This is a genomic window from Nostoc sp. (genome assembly GCF_041747015.1).
In the GTDB taxonomy this organism is placed as follows: domain Bacteria; phylum Cyanobacteriota; class Cyanobacteriia; order Cyanobacteriales; family Nostocaceae; genus Nostoc.
Genome location: NZ_JBGTFY010000006.1, coordinates 1 through 21380, shown reverse-complemented (window position 1 = coordinate 21380; position 21380 = coordinate 1). Strand labels below are relative to the sequence as shown.

The following is a 21380-nucleotide window of genomic DNA, read 5'->3' as shown; positions in this document are numbered from 1 at the left end:
AGTGCGGCAGTGTAAGTGAAGTTGCGATCGCTGTCAAAAGACAATCTGTCAAACTTGATGTTTACTTTAGGTAATTAGTTCTTTAAATGACATGAAAAAATGGATTTGGCTGATGCTGTTGGTGCTGATGGCAGTTGCGGTGGTGGGTAGCAGAGGTAGCACGTTTTTTGAACAGCGTTCCTCACCAGAAATTGTTAAGAGCATTCCAGTGGAAACACCCCAACCACAGTCAGAGTTAAAAACAGTTGACAGTACGCCACAAGTCTCTACTGACAAGCTGTTAAACCATATCCAAAAGTTAAATTTTCAGCGCTACACAATAAAAGAGCGATCGCTTACTCGGACTTATATCATAACTGAACTGAGAAAGTTAGGCTGGAAGCCCAAATTGGAAAATTTCTTTGAGGGTGTGAATATTTTTGCTGAACGTGTAGGAACTAATAAAGCAGCTAAAGCAATTCTCGTAGCAGCGCATTATGACACCGTTGCCTCATCACCCGGTGCTGATGATAACGCCAGTGGGATAGCTGTGGTGTTGGAAGTAGCTCGGTTGCTCGGTTCTCGTTCCACACCACGGACGTTACAGTTAGCTTTTTTTGACCAAGAAGAAGCGGGACTTTTGGGCAGTCAGGCTTTTGTGAGCAAAGCAGCACACTTGCAAAACTTGGGCGGAGCGATTGTCATGGATATGGTGGGTTATGCTTGTTACACTGCTGGATGTCAAAAATATCCTGCCGGATTGCCTGTTACTTCACCTAGCGACAAGGGCGACTTTTTAGCAGTAATCGGTGATACAGAACATTTGCCTTTGCTGAATGCCTTTCAAAACTCACATTTGCTCCCTTCAACTGCCCTAAATAAACAGAAATCAAATCTGCCACCAATCCTGACACTACCGATTCCTTTTAAAGGTTTACTGACACCAGACACTCTACGCAGCGACCATGCACCATTTTGGTATCAAGGTATAGGTGCTGTGCTGGTGACAGATACCGCAAATTTACGTACTCCCCACTATCATAAACCTAGCGATGTTCCAGCGACTATCGAGCGATCGTTTTTCACAGGAGCAGCACAGATTGTAGTCAATGCTACTACTACCTTGTTAGAGAAGAACGAAATTTTGAAAACTCAACCACCAAGCTGAGTGAATCAGGTTGTGTTGCAAAAACTTGCAAAAGATAAAAGACCTGTATAGCGTTTCCTAATCACATGAGGTACATCATAGCCCCCTCTCGAAGAGCGGGGAGGGGTTTGGGTGTGGGGAACTTGAGTACCTCACTCAACTGAGAACTGCTATATAAACCAATCACCAACGCCCAAATTCCCTCTAAAGGCTTTAACTTATTGCAGATATCCAACAACTGATGTGTTTACCGTACCTTATAAGGTAAGTTTTTTGAAAAGTCAATTTCAAAGCAATTCCGTATATTTATTGATTTGCACACTTTGCTGTAACAAATTATATTTTAGTCTTTTCTTAATCATTTCTTAACTAAATAACTTTACTGTTTTAGTCAGAGTCATCTAAAGTGTCAAATGCTCACGACCACAGTGGCTATAGAAGTAAGTAATCTGTCAAAAAATTTTAAGGGTAAGCCAGCACTAAAACAAGTTTCCTGTACGATTAACGAAGGGGAAATGGTATCGCTTGTGGGTTCATCTGGCTCAGGAAAATCTACACTCTTGCGGCAGATAAATGGCTTGCAGATTGGAGATGCCGGAACAGTTTTTATTTTTGGAATTGCTCTGCAAAGCCAGGGGAAATTGCATTCCAAAATTAGGATTTTGCGGAGTCAAATAGGCTATATTTTCCAACAGTTCAATTTGGTGAATCGGCTAACAGTTATTGAAAATGTTCTCGTTGGTAATTTGGCGCGATCGCCTCTGATTCGTTCAGCGTTACATTTCTTTACTAAAGAAGAAAAAATTCAAGCTCTTTGTGCATTGGAGAGAGTTGGTATTCTGGAACACGCTTATAAGCGGGCTTCTATGCTTTCTGGTGGACAACAACAACGAGTAGCGATCGCTCGTTGTCTTGTGCAGGGAGCTAAAATTATCCTTGCAGATGAACCCATCGCTTCCCTCGATCCAGAATCTGCTCGAAAAGTCATGGAGTTGCTGACGGAACTAAATCGAGAAAACGGAATTACAGTAGTCACCTCCTTACATCAGATTCAAATAGTGCGTCAATATTTTAACCGGGCGATCGCCCTGAGAAATGGAGAAGTGATGTTTGATGGTGCGATCGCAGAACTAGATGATGATATGCTCAATGAGCTCTACGGTACAGCTGTAGAAGAACTTGTTTTGAGAGGACATGGGGAGTTTTTAGGATAAAATATTTGCTGAGTCTTACAGTTCTAAAGCTACTCAAGAAAACAACATCAAGATTAAAAAAATAATTAAGGATTTATCCATGAGCAGACGGTTATTTATTCAACAAGCTTCTTTGTTTACTCTCACCTTGACAAGTGCGAAATTACTATCAGCCTGTACCCCTAGTTCTAATAGTTCTAACTCAGATGTTGCAAATATTAAAGAAATTAACTTTGGCGTTCTTTCTACAGAATCTCAGGTAAATCAAAAGCCGATTTGGGAACCTTTTGCGGCTGCAATGTCTAAGGAGATTGGCATTACCATCAAACCATTTTATGTCACACAATATGCAGCAGTCATAGAGGCAATGCGCTTTGGTAAAGTACAGGTAGCGTGGTTAGGTGGTAAGTCATATATTGAAGCTGTAAAAATAGCTAAAGCTGAAGCATTTGCTCAAGTTGTGAGTGAAGATGGGACAAAAGGCTATTATTCACATTTAATTACCAATAAAGATAATCCTATAGCTGCTGAAGCTAAAGCAGAAGGTGGTGATAAATATGTGGTTAAAAATGCTGCTAAACTTACCTTTGCCTTCAACGATCCTAATTCGACATCTGGGTTCTTAGTGCCGAGTTACTACATTTTTACAAAAAACAACGTTGATCCTAAAAAAGCCTTCAAGCGTTTAATATTTGCTGGTAATCATGAAGCGTGCGCTCTCGCGGTTGCTAATAAAAAAGTAGATGTTGCTACTGTTAGTAGCGAAGCCTTAGAACGCTTGCAAATAACTAATTCTGAAGCTAGAAATAAGATTGAAGTTATTTGGAAATCACCCATGATTCCCAGCGATCCTGTTGCCTATCGCCAGGATTTGCCAGCAGATATCAAAAAGAAGTTTCAAAACTTCTTCTACAATTATAAAGATGAAAAAGTTTTAGCACCTTTTAAAATTGCTAGTTTCGCTCCAGCCACCGATAAAATTTGGAATACAATTCGGGAGCTTGAAATTGCCAAAGCAATTCAAGAAACACAATCTAAAGCAGATATAAGCGAACAAGATAAAAAGCAGAAGTTGGCAGAACTCAATGAGCAACTTAAGAAGATTCAGACAAACTGATATAGCGGTTCTCAGTTGAGTGAGGTACTCAAGTTCCCCACCCCCAACCCCCTCCCCGCTTTTCGAGAGGGGGCTATGATGTACCTCATGTGATTAGGAAACGCTATATATGGCGCAGTAAATAATTAGATTCCCAGTTTCTTTAATAAATTGGGAATCTGAACTTTAGATTTTCACAAATTAAATAGAATTGCTGATAGTGAAAGACAGAAAAAAAGTGCAAAAACGTAGTCACATCATTGCTAGTGCATCTCCTGCGGTAGTTGCAATGTTAGAGCGAGAAGCAAAACTTGTTACTAATAATCGGGTTTTTTTCCTATTGGCTGTTGTCGGCGTCCTGATTTTTTCTTACATTCAGGGCGAACTAAATTTTCCATTACTGTTCCAGAGCGGCGGCAATATGGTGGAATATACCCGTTCATATTTTCCGCCAGATTTTAGTGATTGGAAATATTATTTATCTGAAACTATTATTACTATATCGATGGGAATTTGGGGAACTTTAATGGCTGCGATCGCCGCAGTTCCCTTATCTATTTTAGCATCAAACAATATATGCCCACCTTGGATTGTACAATCAACACGCCGACTTTTAGATGCCATGCGTGCCATCAACGAAATTGTTTTCGCACTTGTCTTTGTAGTAGCCGTAGGTTTGGGGCCATTTGCCGGTGTCTTGGCTCTATTTGTTCACACCGCCGGTACACTTGGAAAGCTATTTTCCGAAGCAGTGGAGGCAATTGATCCAGGCCCAGTGGAAGGAATTCGGGCAACTGGTGCTAGTCACATTCAAGAAATTATCTTTGGTGTGCTTCCGCAAGTACTGCCTTTATGGACTTCTTTTACTCTCTATCGGTTTGAATCGAATGTTCGTTCGGCTTCTGTATTAGGAATTGTTGGTGCTGGTGGAATTGGAGTTTCTCTTTATCAGAGTTTTGGATCTTTTGAGTACCAAAAAGTCTGTGCAATTTTGATTATTTTGATTATTGCTACTGGTACTATTGATTTGCTGTCAGCAAAAATTAGAGCTTGGCTAGTTTAAATCGAGAGTATCCCAATCTTGGCAAAAATACATAGTTTGATTTATTCTTGCCCACTTACTCTCAACAACCTGATTACCAATAATATTGAAGAGAATGTCAATTAACTTAATATTATCAACTCCAAACCTCGGTTAAATCTAAAACAAAACCAAGTAGGACATTTTCGCCTGACAAAGTTACAGGATTATCCAGTACTTCGACATCTCTACCGGGTATATAAATTTCCACCTTTTTGTTTTTCCAGTCAATCAACCAACCTAAACGAGCTCCATTTTCCAAGTACTCTCTCATTTTGGCTCGTAGTGGCTCCATGTTGTCATTTTTGGAACGTAATTCCAATACAAAATCAGGGCAAAGAGGAACGAATCCATCTTGTTGTTCTTTTGTAAGTGTGTCCCATCTGTCTTGACGTACCCAAGCTGCATCAGGAGAGCGATCAGCACCATTAGGGAGATGAAAACCCGTCGAAGAGTTAAATGTTTTGCCAAGTTTTGTTTGACGGTTCCAGAACCAGAGTTGTCCTTCGATATCTAAATTTTTATTTCCTGTAGTGCCTCCAGTTGGAGCCATAACGATTAACTCTCCTGTAACAGTTCGTTCTAATTGTAAATCTCGGTTAGCAAGTACTAACTGAACTAACTGCTCGTGAGTAACTGTAAGTGTTAGTGTGGATGGGATAATGACGGAGATCGCTTGGGATTTGGCTTGTGTCATCGTTCAGCCCTAAAACTGAGGTTTTTGAAGGCGGTTGTACCTAAATCGTGCAGAAGGCTAAAATAGCTGGTTTTCTAGCTATTTCCAGAGTAACATCTAGCTTGTTGTGTGGGCGTTTTAATGTCCACACTAATGTGGTCTATTCATCTAAAATCTACTTACCATATAATTAACCGAAATTACAAACAAGTTATTTTGTTAAGTCATTTTCAAAAAACAATTCCATGCGATCGCCCCGCAGTCGAGTTACACCATACTCAATCACATTACCAGTTTGATCAACGTTAACCGACTCTGCTAAAAGGATGGGTTGATTAAGTCCAAGTGCTAACCATTGTGCATCATGAGGCTGAACTAAACGAGCAGAAACACAAGTACTGCGACGTATATGATCACATCCATATACCTGCTGCAAAAACTGAGATATTGATTGCTGTTCTCGTAATATCTGGATGTTTTTTGGCTCTAACAAATCGGGAAAGCGTTTTAGGGGAAAATATCCTGTACCCACACTAATCGGTTCCTCATCCGCTAAACCCAAACGCTCAATTAAAGCTATCGGCTCACCACAATTAATTTCTAGTTTTGTGGCAACGGCAATGTCTGCGGGGACTTCTAAAGTACGAAGTAGTTGGAACCTAGCTTGCCAACCTTGTGTTTTCAGTGTTTGATTATAACGCACCCGCTTACCAATAGGATAGCGAATGGTTTTAGCTGCTACAAAAGTTCCGCGTCCTCGGTCAACTCGTAGCAATCCCTCGTTTTTTAGCAATGCGATCGCTTGCCTAATCGTATGGCGATTGACTGCAAATTGTTCTGCTAACTTAGTTTCTGTTGGTAATTGATCTCCAACTTGATAAACCCCTTGGTGGATGTTTTGCCGCAACTCGGCAGCAATTTTGGCATAAATGGGCATCGCTTCATCGTTCATGTATCAATTATCAATATTTAGATTGTCAACTTGCTAAAATTGCGTTAATCTATTTTCATCTAGATGTCTAGACAAATTAAGAATAGTTTAAGGTAATTTCAATTGAATATTTACCATTTCATTAATTCTCTGCGTACCTCCGCGCTTCCCTCTGCGCCCCTCTGCGTTTAAATTCAACCCTCATGTTACCTATGGCTACCGTGACCCAAAGACAAACATGGATGGCAATATTAGCTAAAGCTGAACCAGAACTATTAGAGAAACTGGTGAACAAACTAGGTACATTACCCAGCTATAGTTTTTTACGTTCCCCAGAGATTGGACTAGCAATGGTTCGGGGACGCGCTGGGGGAACAGGAGAGCTATTTAACTTGGGAGAAATTACCATGACTCGCTGTGTGGTGCAACTAGAGAGCCAACCGGGATGTGAGGCAATCGCAGGTTTTAGTTATGTTGCAGGGCGATCGCATCGTCATGCTGAACTAGCTGCTTTCTGTGATGCCCTATTGCAAAGCCCCCAATGGCATGACCAGATTCAAGCTGAAGTAATTCAACCCCTACAAGCAGAAAGCCAGCGTCAACAGGAACTCAAGCAACGCCAAACCGCAGCGACTAAGGTCAATTTCTTCACAATGGTTAGAGGGGAGGGGTGAGAGAGCAGAGGGAGGCAGTTGAAAATTCAAAGTTGAGCCTCTGAACTCGAAAGTTGCACCTCTGAACTCAGAAGTTGAGCCTTTGAACTCGACAGTTGCACCTTTGAACTCGACAGTTGCACCTTTGAACTCGACAGTTGCACCTTTGAACTCGGAAGTTGCACCTTTGAACTCGGAAGTTGCACCTTTGAACTCGGAAGTTGCACCTTTGAACTCGACAGTTGCACCTTTGAACTCGGAAGTTGCACCTTTGAACTCGGAAGTTGAGCTTTGACCAATAACAAATGACAAATGACCAATGACAAATGACAAATGACAAATGACAAATGACCAATGACCAATGACAAATGACCAATGACAAATGACAAAACTTACCCATTTACCAGGTTTTGAAGATTCGATTCACGATGCCCAGCAGACATTTCGGGCGCTACTTGATGCTAATGCTCGACCGGGGACACTATACCCGATAACTGCTAGTATGACTGTGCCTTCGGGCTTAACCCGTGCCTGTGCCGCAGCTTGTCTAACACTACTAGATTTGGACGTTAAAGTTTGGCTTGAGTCTAGTTTTGCTCCCCAAATCAAGGCTTGGTTGCTATTCCATACTGGGTGTCGCTTCACACAGCAACCTGGAGAGGCTGACTTTGCCCTAATTCAAGATTTGGCAGCATTGTCAGAATTATCTAGTTTCAATTGGGGTACAGCAGAGCAGCCTGAAGCTTCAACAACACTACTGGTGCAAGTGGAAAGTTGGGAAGGAGGACAGGCTGTAGTGCTGACAGGGCCAGGAATTTTGGACAAGAGAAAGATTTTACCCAAACTTCCTCGTCACTTTTGGGATTTCTGGGCGAAGAATCATTTAGCCTATCCACAGGGTTTAGATGTATTTTTATTTACGGAAAATGCAGTGATGGGACTACCACGCACGGCAAAATCTGAGGTTTTTTAACAAGATTAACAATTGATAAAAGTGAAAATTTATGCCCTATGTTGCAGTTAAAGGTGGTGAACAGGCAATCCAGAATGCAGAAACCCTGCTTGGGAGCAAACGCCGGGGTGATCCTGCTATTCCTGAACTGACGCTAGACCAGATTGAACAACAGCTGACTCTAGCTGTGGAGCGAGTGATGTGTGAAGGTAGTCTATATGACCGAGAGTTAGCAGCCCTTGCTATTAAACAATCTTGGGGCGATTTAGTAGAGGCGATTTTTTTGTTACGAGCTTATCGGACAACGCTGCCACGCCTATACTACAGTCAGCCACTAGATACCAGTAAAATGCAGATTCAACGGCGGATTTCTTCGATCTTTAAGGATGTTCCAGGAGGACAGAGTTTAGGCCCTACCTTTGACTATATCCATCGCTTGCTGGACTTTAAGCTGATGGCAGAGGGAGAAGTTGCAGCAGCGCCGGAATCAAAGGTAATTAATGAACCTGTTCCCCGTGTGATTGACACTCTAGATCGAGAGGGATTGATGCAGTCCGAGAAGGGAGAAGGGGACTCTGCTTCATCTGAACCTTTTGATTTGACACGTCAACCTCTGACCTTTCCGGCGGGACGGGATGCGAGACTCCAGAATTTGGCGCGGGCGGATGAGGGCTTTTTGCTATCTCTGGCATACTCTACTCAACGAGGTTATGGCAGAAATCATCCTTTTGCTGGAGAAATTCGGATGGGAGAAGTGGAGGTGGTGATTTGCCCCGAAGAGTTGGGATTTGAAGTTGCGATCGCTGATATTACTATTACGGAAGTACAGATGGTAAATCAGTTTAAAGGTAGTAAGGAGTTACCTGCTCAGTTTACCCGTGGCTATGGGCTGACGTTTGGTTATAACGAACGCAAAGCTATGTCGATGGCGTTGGTAGATCGGGCGATGCGAGCTGAGGAGTTGGAGGAAACGGTGCAGGGAGCAGCCCAAGATGTTGAGTTTGTACTTTCTCACTCAGATAATGTTGAAGCACAGGGGTTTGTGCAGCATCTTAAGCTTCCTCACTATATTGATTTTCAGGCTGAGTTGAATTTGGTGCGGAAGTTGCGACGGTAGGAATTAAGAATGGATTTTGTCACGCAGAGGCGCAGAGGCGCGGAGAGTTAAAGTTGAGATGAGGTTATTTGGTGATGCCATTGCAAAGTATTCAAAAGGTGAAGGTTGCTATTCAAGGGGCGGATGTGTTGACTGCGGAGGGGTGGATTCAGGATGCAACGGTTTTAATTGAAGATGGGCAGTTTGTTAGTGTTGATCAAGTAAGTAGTCCGAGTGGGTTTCATTTGGTAAATGCTAAAGGACTTCAGATGTTGCCTGGGATTATTGATTTGCATGGTGATGCCTTTGAGAGGATGATTTGTCCTCGTCCTGGGGTTAATTTTCCTCTGCCAATTGCGATCGCTGATAATGACCGTAATCTTTTGTCTGCTGGAATCACAACTTTCTTTTGCTCAATTACAGACTCCTATGAACCGGGTTTGCGAAGCCGAGATTCAGCCCGGGCTTTGATTGATTTTATTTTGGAAACAGGTAAGCAAGTTTTAAGCTGCAATCATCGGATTCATATTAGGCATGAAGAAGCAAATACTAAAGGGCATGAAGAATTATGTGATTGGCTAACATCTGGGCGCATTCAACTTTTATCGATCAATGATCATTTACCACCTCTGGGAAATCAGCAAACATTGAACCGATATATCAAAGGTTTGCGGCAACGAATATCTTTGTCTGACGAAGAAATTAAAGAACTGATCACTCAAGTACAAGAACAACGACACCAGGGACACGAGCAAATAGAGCAATTAGTTGAGCTTGCCCATACTTACGGAATTCCCCTAGCTTCCCATGATGATGATTCTGAAGATAAGGTGGCACAAAGTCAACGCCGTCAGGTTGCGATCGCTGAATTTCCTGGGAGTATTACTTTAGCTGCTCAATCCCGCAGTTACGGAGCAGCAGTGTTGATGGGTGCGCCTAACTTGGTGCGTGGTGGCTCTCATGTGGGCTACATGAGTGTGGCTGAGGCGGCTAAAAATGATGTTTTGGATTGCCTTTGCTCAGATTACCATTATCCTTCCTTGTTTCATGCACCCTTTAAACTAAATGAATTAGGCTTGATGTCTTTTGAAACAGCATGGACACTGGTTTCCAGACGTCCGGCGGCGGCAGTGGGGATTAGCGATCGCAAAGGGAAAATTGCCCCTGGCTTGGATGCAGATTTCCTGTTGATATCTCCTAATAATTCTCTACCTGCGGCGATTGCATCTGTCTATGTGACAGGGCAAGAAGTCGCCAGATATTCAATCAAATAATTATGGGATGAAATTCTATGCTCAATACGGTTCGGTTAAGACTCGATCCCCCCCAACCCCCCTTAAAAAGGGGGGCTAAGAATGACTCTATTTCCCCCTTTTTAAGGGGGACTAAGGGGGATCAATTAAGGGCTGTGCACCTTAACCGAAAAGTATTGACTTACTGCTTGCTAAGTATTGACAATAAGTAAACAAACTGCGTAATGGACAACACTCTTCCCCACTCCCCCAAAACCGGCTTTAACTTTGCTTATTTAGATGAACAAACCAAGCGCTCAATTCGCCGCGCCTTACTCAAAGCCGTTGCCATTCCCGGACATCAAATTCCCTTTTCTTCTAGGGAAATGCCTATGTCCTACGGCTGGGGTACTGGCGGAATTCAGGTAACATCTGCTGTGATTGGTCAAACCGATGTGCTAAAAGTAATTGACCAAGGAGCAGACGACACGACTAATGCAGTTAACATTCGCCGCTTCTTCAAAAAGGTTTGTGATGTCCAGACAACAGAACGAACAGAACAAGCAACGCTAATCCAAACTCGCCATCGCATTCCCGAAACACCTCTGCGCGACGGACAGATTTTGGTCTACCAAGTACCCATTCCCGAACCCTTGCGCTGGCTAGAACCTTCCGCAGTCGAAGCAGGTAAAATGCACAGCTTGGAAGAATATGGCCCCATGTATGTCAAACTTTATGAAGATGTTACCAAACACGGGCACATTGCCACATCCTACGACTACCCGGTAATGGTACACGATCGCTATTTGATGAGTCCTAGTCCGATCCCGCGCTTTGATAATCCTAAAATGCAGATGAGTCCTGCACTACAGTTGTTTGGCGCTGGACGGGAAAAGCGGATATATGCAATCCCGCCTTATACCAAAGTCAAAAGTCTTGATTTTGAAGATTATCCTTTCACAGTAGAGCGATGGGATAAAGCTTGTGAGCTATGTGGTTCTACGGAAAGCTATCTAGATGAGGTGATAATTGATGACCAAGGTAGCAGAATGTGGATCTGTTCGGATACAGATTACTGTAATCAGCAACAGGGATGAATGTCTCACGCAAAAGCAAGGCAGCGCGTTGCGGGGGTTCCCACGGCAGTCACTCATGGGGGAAACCCCCAAAACCGCGCTGTCTCCCCTTAAAAAGCTACCGTGTACACACAAATCTTTTAGAGTTACTGCATAACGTCGGGTAAGTTATTTTTTGCAGGTCAATGCAACTAAGCTGCGAGTCGATACAACTAAGGTGCGAGCCGATACAACTAAGATACGAGTCAATACAACTAAGATGCGAGCCGATACAACTAAGATGCGAGCCGATACAACTAAGATGCGAGCCGATACAACTAAGGTGCGAGTCGATACAACTAAGGTGCGAGTCGATACAACTAAGGTGCGAGTCAAAAAAACTTGTGTGTACACCGTAGCCTTAAAAAGGGGGAAATAGAGCTATTCTTAGCCCCCCATTTTTAAGGGGGTTGGGGGGATCAAGTCTTATCCGAACCGTATTGAGTGAACCCCTAAACTTTAAATTTTAAGTTTTACTGTTGACAAATGACTAATGACTAATGATAAAACCTCTTTTACAAGTTCACCAATTGAGTAAATCTTACGGTGCAATCAAAGCGTGCGATCGCATTTCCTTTGATCTCTACCCTGGTCAAGTTCTAGGTATCGTTGGAGAATCGGGATCGGGTAAGTCTACTTTGCTCAGTGCCATCGCCAATCACTTCCCCATCGACCAAGGTAATGTTATTTATACCAATCGTAATGGAGAAGACTTAGAAGTTACCCAACTTCCTGAAGCCAAACGCCGCCAATTGATGCGAACTGAATGGGGCTTTGTCCAACAAAATCCCCGTGATGGTTTGCGAATGAAAGTTAGTGCCGGGGCAAATATTGGCGAACGCCTTCTAGATGTTGGGGTGCGACACTATGGCAACATTCGGGATGAGGCTGCCCACTGGTTGCAACAAGTAGAAATTGATCCGGCGCGGATGGATGACTTGCCAGTAATTTTTTCTGGAGGGATGCAGCAAAGGTTACAACTGGCTCGTGTGTTGGTGACTCGACCCCGGTTGATATTAATGGATGAACCGACGGGAGGGTTGGATGTGTCGGTGCAAGCGCGGTTACTCGACTTGTTGCGATCGCTAGTACGGAATTTTCACCTGAGCGTCATTGTGGTTACACACGATATCGGCGTTGTCAGACTGCTGGCTGATCGCTTGCTAGTAATGCAACAAGGTCAAGTGGTGGAATCAGGTTTAACCGATCAAGTGCTTGATGATCCCCAGCATCCCTACACTCAACTACTGGTCAGCGCCGCTTTAACGCCATAAATTTATCAGCAATGCAATCATTAACTGTTAATCATCCACGCGCTAACATTTCCGCTAAAACCCTGCTGCAAGTAGAAGATTTGCGAAAGGGTTTTACTTTGCATCAGCAAGGAGGTGTTCGTCTATCAGTTTTAGAAGACTTATCCCTGAGTGTGAATGCTGGGGAATGTTTAGCCCTAACTGGGTCATCCGGCTCAGGCAAGTCTACCTTGATGCGCTGTTTATACGCCAACTATCGCGCTGATAGCGGCTCAATTTGGGTAAAGTATCAAGGAGATTGGGTAGATTTGTGCCAACTTCTACCCCATGAACTTTTAGCAGTGCGGCAGAATACTATAGGATATGTCAGCCAGTTTTTACGAGTGATTCCCAGAGTTCCGGCGCTAGAAGTTGCCGCAGAACCGCTATTAGAGTTAGGGGTAAAAACAGAAGTTGCGATCGCTAGAGTCAAAGAGTTGTTTCATCGCCTCAACCTGCCAGAACGCTTATGGGAATTGTCTCCCACCACCTTTTCTGGAGGCGAAAAGCAACGGGTAAATCTCGTCCGCGCCCTCTGTGTCAACTATCCGATTTTACTACTGGATGAACCTACATCAGCCCTAGATAAAACTAATCGCCAAGTTGTGATAGAACTTCTCGAAGAATACAAAGCAGCCGGCTGTGCTTTAGTTGGCATTTTTCACGACGAAGAAGTGCGAGATCAACTCTGTAACCGCGAATTAAGCTTTGGCAAGAATAACTGATAGTAGTATTGTCTGAGATTCCAATGCCCAATGCCCAATGCCCAAATTGTTATGAATGAGCAAATCTACACAAATTATCGCCTTCAACTTCCTTATGAGGAAGTACTTGGTACTCTTGTAGTGCGAGATAAACTAATCGCTGACATTCAGCCAGGAGTCGTTGCTCATGGGCAGAATGGTCAAGGAGATTATCTCATGCCGGGGCTGATTGAACTGCACACCGACAACCTGGAACGCTGTGTATCTCCGCGTCCAGGGATTCGCTGGCCTTTAGAAGCAGCAGCCGTTTACCATGATCGAGATTTAGCCAGTGCTGGGGTAACAACTGTATGTGATGCGATCGCAATTGGTGATATAGCTATTGGTTCACCACGCCTAACTAACTTTGCGCCAATGATTGATGTCATCTGTCAGGGGCAGAAAGCCGGACGTTTCTCTGTTGAACACCGGATTCACCTGCGTTGTGAACTGGCTTATGAACAAGTTTATGAGATTACTGCACAATACGCAGATAATCCCCTTTTATCAATGATTTCCCTAATGGATCATACCCCCGGTCAACGGCAGTTTATCCGTTTAGACAAGTTCAAAGAATATTACATGGGCAAACATGGAGCGACACCGCAGCAAATTGATGAGTTCATCGGAACTCGGCAGCAGCAGCAGCAAATATACGCCCAAAAAAACCGGATAGCTCTGGTGGAAATGACCAAAGCTAAAGGTATTTCCCTAGCAAGTCATGATGATGCAACAGTCGAACACGTTCAGGAAGCAGTAGAAGATGGAGTTGTGTTAGCCGAGTTTCCTACTACCCTCGAAGCAGCAAAGGCAGCACACAATTTAGGATTGCAAGTTTTGATGGGTGCGCCTAATTTAGTGTTGGGCGGCTCTCACTCTGGTAATATCTCGGCGATGGAATTGGTTTTGCAGAATTTAGTCGATGTGATTTCTTCCGACTACGTTCCCCAAAGTCTGCTGCAATCCATCTTTATCATTGCTCACAAAACTGGTAAGCCTATTTACGAAGCCATGCAATTATTTACCAGTAATCCAGCGAAAGCTATTCATCTATTTAGCGATCGCGGTAGTCTAGAAGTAGCTAAACGGGCTGATTTCATCACAGTTCATAATGATGGGGTAGTGCCACGCTTAACTTCAACTATCTGTCAAGGTGGTCGAGTTGCTTAAAGTAACAAAAAACCCGGCTATTTAACCGAAGTTTATCGGAGAAGTTTAAACATCGATGGGAGATACCAATCCCAAAATCAGTTTTTCTTAGCTAATTGTAAAATAAATCAAACTCATAGAGCTAGACTCGATAATGTACCAAATTTTCTCGTTCAATTTCTTTTTTTGCTAAAGCTAATGCTTTCTGAGCATTTTGAAACTTAGTTTCATCTGTAAATGTATGACTAAAATGCTTTAAATAAGCTTCCAGATACCTAATACGTAGGTGTGGATCAGCCGGACTTTCAAGAAAAGGGAGGTCAGCTTCAACCATAAACCGGATAGCTAATAAGGGGATAGGACTACGAAGTGGACGAAAGTTTGGGTTGTGCAAACCAGGACTTTCATTACGTTTGTGAAATTCTCCGATCATTAGTCCTGACTCAACAAACAAAGGTTTTAGTTTTTGTTGAGTACTATCTATTACTTGACAAGCATCTTCTATCTGGACATCAGGAAAGATAAGTAAAAAAGCTCTATTGATTGCCAATTCTTGCTCTTTGAGTTCCATGTTAACGAATATATCTTGGTAGCTTCTAACAATCTCTTCCAGTTGAGATGGATACAAATCTTTCGTGCGAATAACTGCTAAACGAATACTGTTTGACCTGAGAGAGTGAGGTACAAAAGGGCAAACTACACCAGGTCTTCCTAAATTATGATGAGGTCTTGCTAAAAAACTTTTAACCCACTCGAGAATTTCAAGTAAGTAGGGCAGGTCTTGGTCTTGCTGGAGTTGTTGGATTTCAAGAGGTGTATAAAGTTGCATGAGCTTGAGGAAAATGGAGTAATTGTTTAATTCTGAATCCAAAATTAGTTTTACAATTTTATGTGGATGAAACTAATTATTATCTAAGTAAACAAAACAAGCTTTGATATTTTTTATTTTGGGTTCATCTCTGGCTTGTAGCATTTTTGTGAATTAAAAAAAATTACGCCAATAAATACACAAACCTATTTTCGCACCAAACGACTTGTGTTCATTTATTTTTGGTATTTTAGCGAGAATATATGTGTATTATCCAACAGATGCTTCTACTTTTTTAACACTTTCAAGTTTTTCAGACTTACGTAATTGACAAATTAATAATGGTATGCAGTCACAAAAATAGGTCGTTTTAGAGTTTTATTAATCATTCTTTGATGGTAACTAGACCCGTACTGTAGGGGCAATTCATGAATTGCCCCTACGAGAGATCAGGCTTTTCCAATTATCCATATTTCATTTTCCTTGTCAATGCATAAGTCCTAGTTTGTATTATTTTTAAGAAAAATATTATAAAGTTTATGTTTAAATAATTACTTTTATTGTAAAAATTTAGTATCGCTTTAACAGCAACTATCTGTTCAATATCAAGTTAGTATGATTTTATCTAGGTAAAATATCAAAAATTAAGTCCAATTTTATCAGCTGTATATTACTTAGCGCTCATTCTTGTTAAAGAAAAATCAAGTCCAAATTTTAAACCCTAGATGGGGTGGGGTTTGAGAGTTTCTTATTGTGCCAACTGACTTATCTATTGAACATAGGAGTGAAAATCAATGTAGAGATGTTACATATAACCTCTCTACAAGGGTTTCAGGTAACTTATTTCTCAACAAATTCTTTCACTACTGGCACAGCACCAGGAGGAATCTGCGTAATTATGCGAAATGGAAATACGGCAGTCGAAGCAAACTGGGCATAATCTGATGTCAGAAAGATCGCGTAGTTTTTAGCTTCTGGAGTCGTCTGTGCAGCAAAGGCCAAACTTATAGCCTTAACCAACTTGCGAACATCAGCTGCTTTATCACCTACAACTTCACCACCACTAATCGGTGTATTTGGTTTTCCTATTTGATCCCAAGTGGTGCTGGGGTCTTTCACACTCAGATGAGTACCCCCAACTATACCAACTAGCCATTTCGGGGATGGAATTTTGTCAAATCCGACAATCTGTTCAGTTAAAGCCGGGGTGGTTTTATCTGCGGAACCTGCTAACACTAGGGTAGGAACTTGCACCTTCGTTAACCCAGTTTCGCCAAAAATTAGAGAAGTTGTTGGATTGAGAGCGATCGCCTGTTTGATTCTAGTATCCCGCAGTTGATAGCTATTTTCTGGCAGTTCTTGAGCAATGCACTGCATACCTTCTCCCAGACTCAAGACAGCCAAGTTCTTTTTGCAGCGTTGTTTGAGTCGTTCCAGTTGTAACTCAGCTCCAGCAAGTGCTAAAGCTGTACCACCGCCAAAAGAATAACCAACAACCATCGCTTTGTTGGTTGCAAGTTTCCCCTGTAGCGGATTATTAGCTGTTTGGTTAAGCTTTTCTAATTCATCAAGAACAAAACTAATATCTTGAGGGCGATATAAAAACTCCTGAGGCTTCACAGCTCTGGTTTTGCCTTGGAATGCTAAGTCAGTATTTGCCTTGTTACTACCAGGATGTTCTAAAGCTGCTACTACATAACCGTGGGATGCTAAATGTTTTGCTAGGTAACGCAAGTCGGTGCGGACTGACCCGAAGCCGTGAGAAAAGACAATTATAGGTTTGTCGGGAGTTGCAGCAGTTGACCAGTAAATATCAACTGGAATATTACGATCGCGCTTTTGGTCATTCAGGCTTAAGTTGAGTATTTGTACTTGAGCGTTTCCTGGTTGGCTGGGATCAAAAGGGAAAGCAATCTGCGGTGTTTTGGGGTCGAGTTGAGGAGCGATCGCCAGCATAAACTGTTGGGTACGCCAAAAAGCTGTATTCAAACTTCCTGCGACGACGAAAGCCTGCGGTAAATCAATTTCTAGGCGTTTACTGGGATAAGCGGCGATAAAACTCAGTATAGAAAGACCTCGCGGTGCAGTAGAGCCTAATACCAATCCTGCTCTCAGTGCTTGTACCCCAGCTTTGTCCTTTCGCGCTAAGGCTGTAGCGAAGTCATTGAGAATGCTTGTACCAATTTGGGTATTAACTAATTTACTCACAGTGACAACATTAAGCGGCACATTCATACCTAGCGCCCTCAAGAAGAAGCGGCGTTGTTGTTCAGATAATCTTTTGGCGTAAGGCTTCAAACTCTCAGGCAATTCTCCAGTTTTCGCAGCCTTTTGCAACTCAGCAAGGGAGATAGATTCTGTAATTAAACCAAAACGCACGACAACCGTATCAGCCGCAATTGCCGAAGTATTTACTCCAAACTGTGTAAGGGCGATGCTTACGGCAAGGGCTTTGCCCAACGCGCCAAAGAAACCCGCAACTGTCTTGAGACTTCCCCAACTTCTTCCCATAAACATTTTTACCAATTGTTACTTACGGGAATATAACGGATATTTGTGTATTTGACTACCCCATTAATTGCTTAGAAATAAAAGCGGATTTATTCCTGATCTTAATGAAGTGCGGGTTACGCCTACGCTCTTACATCGTCAACGCATCAGCTGATGCGGACAGAGCTACATCAAAACATAACAAAGGCAACGAATTGTAGAATTCATTACAGCTATAAAATTGAGCAACAATTGGTGTTTACAGCCACAAAAAACCGATTGTTTCTCAACTAAGTTGAATATTGTAACGAAGCTCTAGAACAGGGTAAGCGATGCCTACGGTGGTCACTGAGCCTTGCCGTACCCTTCTCCTGTCGGAGACGCTACGCGCAGCGTCTCGTAGAGAAGTGCGGTAAACTACGCATCTGTAATCTGCATTTTTTGTTGACTGAAGTCTTGACTGCAATTTTAGATTTTGGATTTAATAATTCAAAATCCTGTTGGGTAAAAAGGTTTTAGCAGTTCTCTCAGTACCAGCCGCATCAACAATTTTTCTGGGCTTTATGCGTCGCCAACTTCCCTATATTTTAATTTTACTACTCTCGTTGAGTATTATTACGCTGTGGTGGACTGTAAATGATTCTGAGTGCAATCTTAAGGATTTTTTAGCATCAAAAACCACAAAATTTCAAGTACAGGCTACTAAAGTTGTTGTTCAGCCGTGGCGTGGTCGTCACCATGTATATGGAATATTTATGGTTCCTGATGAATACAAACAATCTCCATTTGTTGTGGTAACAGTTCAAGGTGCTGGAAGTTACTGTTCAAAGCAATTTGGTCATAAAAAAAACTTTGATCATATCTTTGCTGAACCAGGAACTTATCTAATGAGGAAGTTTATTAGAACTCGAATAGCTCTGCGGCTTATTCTCCAAGGTTTATACTTTCAGATTAACGATCAACAGAACTGGACGTTGACTTTCACTCAAGATATTTACTCGTCCCAATCAAGCCAAAATTCTTCAGGTAGCAGTAGTTGAAGAGAGATTGAAGAGCCTCTGATTACTTCTTCTTGAAAACGCTGCTCATATTCCAGTGGTAATCCTAAACTGATAGCATCTTTCCTCTTACTGCCATAGCATTTAATCGCTCTCTCCCTACTTGATAAGTTACCTCCCCTAAATTCACATAATGTAATCGATCACAGATTAAAAATGTAACCTTTCACACTCCCCTCTACCTCTCAACGATAAATCAACGGTTTTGAGCATTTTGCAGGGGGGAGTGAATAATTAATTTCCAGTTACGCAGAATGGTAACTAAAATAGTTACGATGCACATCATGGCTAATAATTAAAATTATGGAGCCAAATGTTGAAATTCGCCGTTTGTTAGATATGATGCCTGCTTCGGGTCGGATGACGACAAAAATTGTTAGCAAGCCGGAGCAAGCAAAAGTGATTAACGCCTTCTTTCCCCAACCCTGGAATCAGGCGCGACCGATATATATTAATTTCGATTTGTGGCGTCGCCTGACAAAGCCACAACGAGACTTGCTGCTGTTGCAGGTAGTTAGCTGGTTGACGGGGGTGAAGTGGTTTAAACCCGAAATTTATCAAGGTGTAATACTGGCGGGGCTATTAGGCGGATTATTTGAAGCAGCACAGTCGGATGTGGTGGGTGTAGCCGTAGCCGGGGGATTAAGTGCGATCGCAGCTTTTCGCGTCTGGCGTACTAATAAATCTCAAGAGTCAGAGTTAAATGCTGATACAGCAGCAATTCGGATCGCGCAGCGGCGCGGTTATTCAGAAGCACAAGCCGCCCAGCATTTGTTATTTGCAATTGAAGAAGTAGCCAAAATTGAAGGGCGTTCCAGTTTAAATTTTACTGAGTTGATTCGTTGCCAAAACTTACGAGCGATCGCGGGTTTATCAGCAGTGGGTATACCAGAAAATTATAAAAAATAGAAATAAACCTCTCTGTTGCCTATTAGTAGCAACTTGAAAGTGAAAAGGCTTTATTTTGCATAAGTTTTTAATGGCGATCAATGCCAACTTTTCCTAAATCCGCCGACGCGGACTTTTGAAACCTGCTAAACTATGGCTTTGTGCATTTAACCCAAAGCTTGTAGCCTTTGGACGAAAGGTGCAAGGTACGAGCATCTAATTAGCACGATTACAGTCTCAGTACATAAACTATGAAATAATGTTTACCTCCTTTGATTAGCTTGCCATCACCGATAACTAGCTGCCATGCCTGACCCTACTCTACACTGGAATAAGAGAACGTGTCGTTAAATAACCTAGATGTCAATAACTGAGAAGTTTTATCATACCTTCTCGGTTTTGGTTATGAAATGCTTACCTCGTGGGGAAAACTTAACTTAAATTCTGTCAGTTACTAACGGAGTTGATCACAATGGGTAACTTTCTTATTTTTGTCTTGATAGTAGTTTACGCAGGCGGGGTTTGGAAGTTTTGGAATGGGTTTGGGCGGACTAATTTTAATCCAAGTTTGACCAATCGCATTGGTTTATCTTTGCTATGGCCAGCTTTGTTTATTACTAATCAATCCTATCGTCGAAACTTTAGAAAGGCGTTAAAGGGTTAGAGTTTACTATTAAGTCTAACATCATCTGATCCTGATGGTGGCATATATCTCAACATAAATCTAACCCACCAACCCTCCTTTCCTACTAGGAAAGGGGGGTTAGGTTTGCTCATCCTAGAAGGAGAGGAATTAGGGTAGAGATAAGTTCATAGTGTTTGCAAATACAAACCGTTAACGATTGTGAAATATCTCAGATGAAGAATTACTAATTATTTGCCATTGGTCAAAAGATGGATTGCTGCACCAACAGCTGCACCATCAACAGCATTACCAAGGGTATCTCTGCCATCACCAGTAATTACCCCGGTCACTGCACTAGCACCTGCACCGACTCCGACATCTTGACCAATGTTCCGGTTGCGGCGATTGCGATTGTTTCTCAGACCATTTGCACCATTAACGGCTGCGCCAGTGACACCACCTTTGACAGCATTGCCTAACACACCACCATTTCCCCTAACAGCTCCAGTTACCACATTGGTAACAGCCCCAATACCTACATCTCGTAGTATTTGGTCATCAGCAACAGCTGGTTTAACGGGAACTAGGGTGACACCAGCTAAACTTGCAGCCATAAGGCTGGGTAGAAGTGTGCGTTTTAGGATATTATTCATTATGTTACCTTCTCAAAACATCAAACAATTGGTTAAAAACCAAAGTTACTGGAGTCGGATAAAATCTGATTTTTTATCTGAACAACAGCAACTATCTATTGTTCGAGAACTTTCATATCATCGCATTTGCAAAGTCATAACTGCATCTACTGAAAGCATGAATGTAGATTCAGTCTAGAGAAGCTCTTAGTGATTTATTAGGTAATGTTAGGGATTACATATTGACAAAATCAATTAAAGATGCTAATGCTATGTGAAAGTTATATTTTTTCATCATTACCAAGCGATTTCTGATGATAAATCGCGTAGTGTTTACCCTATCTATCTAAAGATAGTTGGCAAAATAATTAAACTAACTCGTCGGGGTTAATATTTAATTCTCTTCTATACTTTTGCAGTTTTTACTATTTGTGGATGAGTAATAATACTCATGGCATGAGAAGAGGATTTCTTTAAAAACTAGTTCACTAACGCGTCGGACTAGTTATTTTTTTTACATAACTAGGTTTTTTCACACTTAATA

22 protein-coding genes are annotated in these 21380 nt (G+C 42.2%); 17 read left to right on the top strand and 5 right to left on the bottom strand.

Going from position 1 to position 21380, the window contains the following annotated elements; genetic code table 11:
- Positions 1-91 precede the first annotated feature (91 nt).
- From ACEW80_RS00585 to phnE, 4 genes are all read left to right on the top strand, one after another.
- Positions 92-1147 (top strand): M28 family peptidase, encoded by a 1056-nt coding sequence (locus ACEW80_RS00585; protein ID WP_373524730.1) that lies wholly within the window; start codon positions 92-94, stop codon positions 1145-1147.
- 392 nt (positions 1148-1539) lie between these two features.
- Complete coding sequence (gene phnC, locus ACEW80_RS00580; protein WP_373524729.1) at positions 1540-2340, top strand: phosphonate ABC transporter ATP-binding protein; 801 nt, start codon at positions 1540-1542, stop codon at positions 2338-2340.
- A 79-nt stretch (positions 2341-2419) separates the two neighbouring features.
- Complete coding sequence (gene phnD / locus ACEW80_RS00575; RefSeq protein ID WP_373524728.1) at positions 2420-3436, top strand: phosphonate ABC transporter substrate-binding protein; 1017 nt, start codon at positions 2420-2422, stop codon at positions 3434-3436.
- A 268-nt stretch (positions 3437-3704) separates the two neighbouring features.
- Entirely contained in the window at positions 3705-4478 is a 774-nt protein-coding gene (phnE, locus tag ACEW80_RS00570) for a phosphonate ABC transporter, permease protein PhnE (protein ID WP_373524744.1), read from the top strand.
- 115 nt (positions 4479-4593) lie between these two features.
- On the opposite strand, the gene ACEW80_RS00565 is transcribed toward phnE, so the two are convergent.
- Positions 4594-5193, bottom strand: a complete 600-nt coding sequence (locus ACEW80_RS00565) for a Uma2 family endonuclease (RefSeq protein ID WP_373524727.1) — start codon at positions 5191-5193, stop codon at positions 4594-4596.
- A gap of 190 nt (positions 5194-5383) precedes the next feature.
- Positions 5384-6124 carry a phosphonate metabolism transcriptional regulator PhnF gene (gene phnF, locus ACEW80_RS00560; RefSeq protein ID WP_373524726.1) on the bottom strand — a complete coding sequence of 247 codons (741 nt, stop codon included), beginning with the start codon at positions 6122-6124 and terminating at the stop codon, positions 5384-5386.
- A gap of 191 nt (positions 6125-6315) precedes the next feature.
- On the opposite strand from phnF, the gene phnG reads away from it, so the two are divergent.
- The 10 genes from phnG (at position 6316) to phnM (ending at position 14356) form a co-directional block, all read left to right on the top strand.
- Complete coding sequence (phnG, locus tag ACEW80_RS00555; RefSeq protein ID WP_373524725.1) at positions 6316-6777, top strand: phosphonate C-P lyase system protein PhnG; 462 nt, start codon at positions 6316-6318, stop codon at positions 6775-6777.
- A gap of 82 nt (positions 6778-6859) precedes the next feature.
- Positions 6860-7051, top strand: coding sequence for a hypothetical protein (locus ACEW80_RS00550; RefSeq protein WP_373524724.1), 192 nt, complete (start codon positions 6860-6862; stop codon positions 7049-7051).
- 87 nt (positions 7052-7138) lie between these two features.
- A complete protein-coding gene (gene phnH / locus ACEW80_RS00545) occupies positions 7139-7729 on the top strand; it encodes a phosphonate C-P lyase system protein PhnH (protein WP_373524723.1) in 591 nt (196 codons plus the stop codon).
- A 31-nt stretch (positions 7730-7760) separates the two neighbouring features.
- Positions 7761-8825: a carbon-phosphorus lyase complex subunit PhnI gene (locus tag ACEW80_RS00540; RefSeq protein WP_373524722.1), complete on the top strand. Its 1065-nt coding sequence runs from the start codon at positions 7761-7763 to the stop codon at positions 8823-8825.
- Between the two features lie 74 nt (positions 8826-8899).
- On the top strand, positions 8900-10078 hold the full coding sequence (locus ACEW80_RS00535) for an alpha-D-ribose 1-methylphosphonate 5-triphosphate diphosphatase (RefSeq protein WP_373524721.1): 1179 nt from the start codon (positions 8900-8902) through the stop codon (positions 10076-10078).
- A 203-nt stretch (positions 10079-10281) separates the two neighbouring features.
- On the top strand, positions 10282-11133 hold the full coding sequence (locus ACEW80_RS00530) for an alpha-D-ribose 1-methylphosphonate 5-phosphate C-P-lyase PhnJ (RefSeq protein ID WP_373524720.1): 852 nt from the start codon (positions 10282-10284) through the stop codon (positions 11131-11133).
- 154 nt (positions 11134-11287) lie between these two features.
- Positions 11288-11530, top strand: coding sequence for a hypothetical protein (locus ACEW80_RS00525; RefSeq protein WP_373524719.1), 243 nt, complete (start codon positions 11288-11290; stop codon positions 11528-11530).
- Positions 11531-11651: 121 nt separating this feature from the next.
- Positions 11652-12425 (top strand): phosphonate C-P lyase system protein PhnK, encoded by a 774-nt coding sequence (phnK, locus tag ACEW80_RS00520; RefSeq protein ID WP_373524718.1) that lies wholly within the window; start codon positions 11652-11654, stop codon positions 12423-12425.
- A gap of 11 nt (positions 12426-12436) precedes the next feature.
- Complete coding sequence (gene phnL, locus ACEW80_RS00515) at positions 12437-13168, top strand: phosphonate C-P lyase system protein PhnL (RefSeq protein WP_373524717.1); 732 nt, start codon at positions 12437-12439, stop codon at positions 13166-13168.
- A 30-nt stretch (positions 13169-13198) separates the two neighbouring features.
- Entirely contained in the window at positions 13199-14356 is a 1158-nt protein-coding gene (gene phnM / locus ACEW80_RS00510) for a phosphonate metabolism protein PhnM (RefSeq protein WP_373524716.1), read from the top strand.
- A 121-nt stretch (positions 14357-14477) separates the two neighbouring features.
- On the opposite strand, the gene ACEW80_RS00505 is transcribed toward phnM, so the two are convergent.
- Complete coding sequence (locus ACEW80_RS00505; protein ID WP_373524715.1) at positions 14478-15206, bottom strand: DUF6875 domain-containing protein; 729 nt, start codon at positions 15204-15206, stop codon at positions 14478-14480.
- Positions 15207-15983: 777 nt separating this feature from the next.
- Positions 15984-17654: an alpha/beta hydrolase gene (locus ACEW80_RS00500; RefSeq protein ID WP_373524714.1), complete on the bottom strand. Its 1671-nt coding sequence runs from the start codon at positions 17652-17654 to the stop codon at positions 15984-15986.
- Between the two features lie 542 nt (positions 17655-18196).
- Here ACEW80_RS00500 and ACEW80_RS00495 point away from each other — a divergent pair.
- The 3 genes from ACEW80_RS00495 to ACEW80_RS00485 all read left to right on the top strand — a co-directional run bounded on the left by ACEW80_RS00495 (position 18197) and on the right by ACEW80_RS00485 (position 20243).
- Positions 18197-18673 (top strand): hypothetical protein, encoded by a 477-nt coding sequence (locus tag ACEW80_RS00495; RefSeq protein WP_373524743.1) that lies wholly within the window; start codon positions 18197-18199, stop codon positions 18671-18673.
- Positions 18674-18994: 321 nt separating this feature from the next.
- The gene (locus ACEW80_RS00490) at positions 18995-19600 is read left to right on the top strand and encodes a DUF3318 domain-containing protein (RefSeq protein ID WP_373524713.1); all 606 of its coding nucleotides are present in this window, start codon (positions 18995-18997) and stop codon (positions 19598-19600) included.
- 451 nt (positions 19601-20051) lie between these two features.
- On the top strand, positions 20052-20243 hold the full coding sequence (locus ACEW80_RS00485) for a hypothetical protein (protein ID WP_373524712.1): 192 nt from the start codon (positions 20052-20054) through the stop codon (positions 20241-20243).
- Between the two features lie 209 nt (positions 20244-20452).
- Here ACEW80_RS00485 and ACEW80_RS00480 read toward each other — a convergent pair whose 3' ends face one another.
- Entirely contained in the window at positions 20453-20857 is a 405-nt protein-coding gene (locus tag ACEW80_RS00480; protein WP_373524711.1) for a hypothetical protein, read from the bottom strand.
- Positions 20858-21380 lie beyond the last annotated feature (523 nt).

Bases quoted from the DNA above. Each gene is read 5' to 3' on its own strand.
- ACEW80_RS00585 (WP_373524730.1), top strand. From the start codon at position 92: ATGAAAAAATGGATTTGGCTGATGCTGTTGGTGCTGATGGCAGTTGCG.
- phnC (WP_373524729.1), top strand. From the start codon at position 1,540: ATGCTCACGACCACAGTGGCTATAGAAGTAAGTAATCTGTCAAAAAAT.
- phnD (WP_373524728.1), top strand. From the start codon at position 2,420: ATGAGCAGACGGTTATTTATTCAACAAGCTTCTTTGTTTACTCTCACC.
- phnE (WP_373524744.1), top strand. From the start codon at position 3,705: ATGTTAGAGCGAGAAGCAAAACTTGTTACTAATAATCGGGTTTTTTTC.
- ACEW80_RS00565 (WP_373524727.1), bottom strand. From the start codon at position 5,193: ATGACACAAGCCAAATCCCAAGCGATCTCCGTCATTATCCCATCCACA.
- phnF (WP_373524726.1), bottom strand. From the start codon at position 6,124: ATGAACGATGAAGCGATGCCCATTTATGCCAAAATTGCTGCCGAGTTG.
- phnG (WP_373524725.1), top strand. From the start codon at position 6,316: ATGGCTACCGTGACCCAAAGACAAACATGGATGGCAATATTAGCTAAA.
- phnH (WP_373524723.1), top strand. From the start codon at position 7,139: ATGACAAAACTTACCCATTTACCAGGTTTTGAAGATTCGATTCACGAT.
- ACEW80_RS00540 (WP_373524722.1), top strand. From the start codon at position 7,761: ATGCCCTATGTTGCAGTTAAAGGTGGTGAACAGGCAATCCAGAATGCA.
- ACEW80_RS00535 (WP_373524721.1), top strand. From the start codon at position 8,900: ATGCCATTGCAAAGTATTCAAAAGGTGAAGGTTGCTATTCAAGGGGCG.
- ACEW80_RS00530 (WP_373524720.1), top strand. From the start codon at position 10,282: ATGGACAACACTCTTCCCCACTCCCCCAAAACCGGCTTTAACTTTGCT.
- phnK (WP_373524718.1), top strand. From the start codon at position 11,652: ATGATAAAACCTCTTTTACAAGTTCACCAATTGAGTAAATCTTACGGT.
- phnL (WP_373524717.1), top strand. From the start codon at position 12,437: ATGCAATCATTAACTGTTAATCATCCACGCGCTAACATTTCCGCTAAA.
- phnM (WP_373524716.1), top strand. From the start codon at position 13,199: ATGCCCAATGCCCAAATTGTTATGAATGAGCAAATCTACACAAATTAT.
- ACEW80_RS00500 (WP_373524714.1), bottom strand. From the start codon at position 17,654: ATGGGAAGAAGTTGGGGAAGTCTCAAGACAGTTGCGGGTTTCTTTGGC.
- ACEW80_RS00495 (WP_373524743.1), top strand. From the start codon at position 18,197: ATGCGTCGCCAACTTCCCTATATTTTAATTTTACTACTCTCGTTGAGT.
- ACEW80_RS00490 (WP_373524713.1), top strand. From the start codon at position 18,995: ATGGAGCCAAATGTTGAAATTCGCCGTTTGTTAGATATGATGCCTGCT.
- ACEW80_RS00485 (WP_373524712.1), top strand. From the start codon at position 20,052: ATGGGTAACTTTCTTATTTTTGTCTTGATAGTAGTTTACGCAGGCGGG.
- ACEW80_RS00480 (WP_373524711.1), bottom strand. From the start codon at position 20,857: ATGAATAATATCCTAAAACGCACACTTCTACCCAGCCTTATGGCTGCA.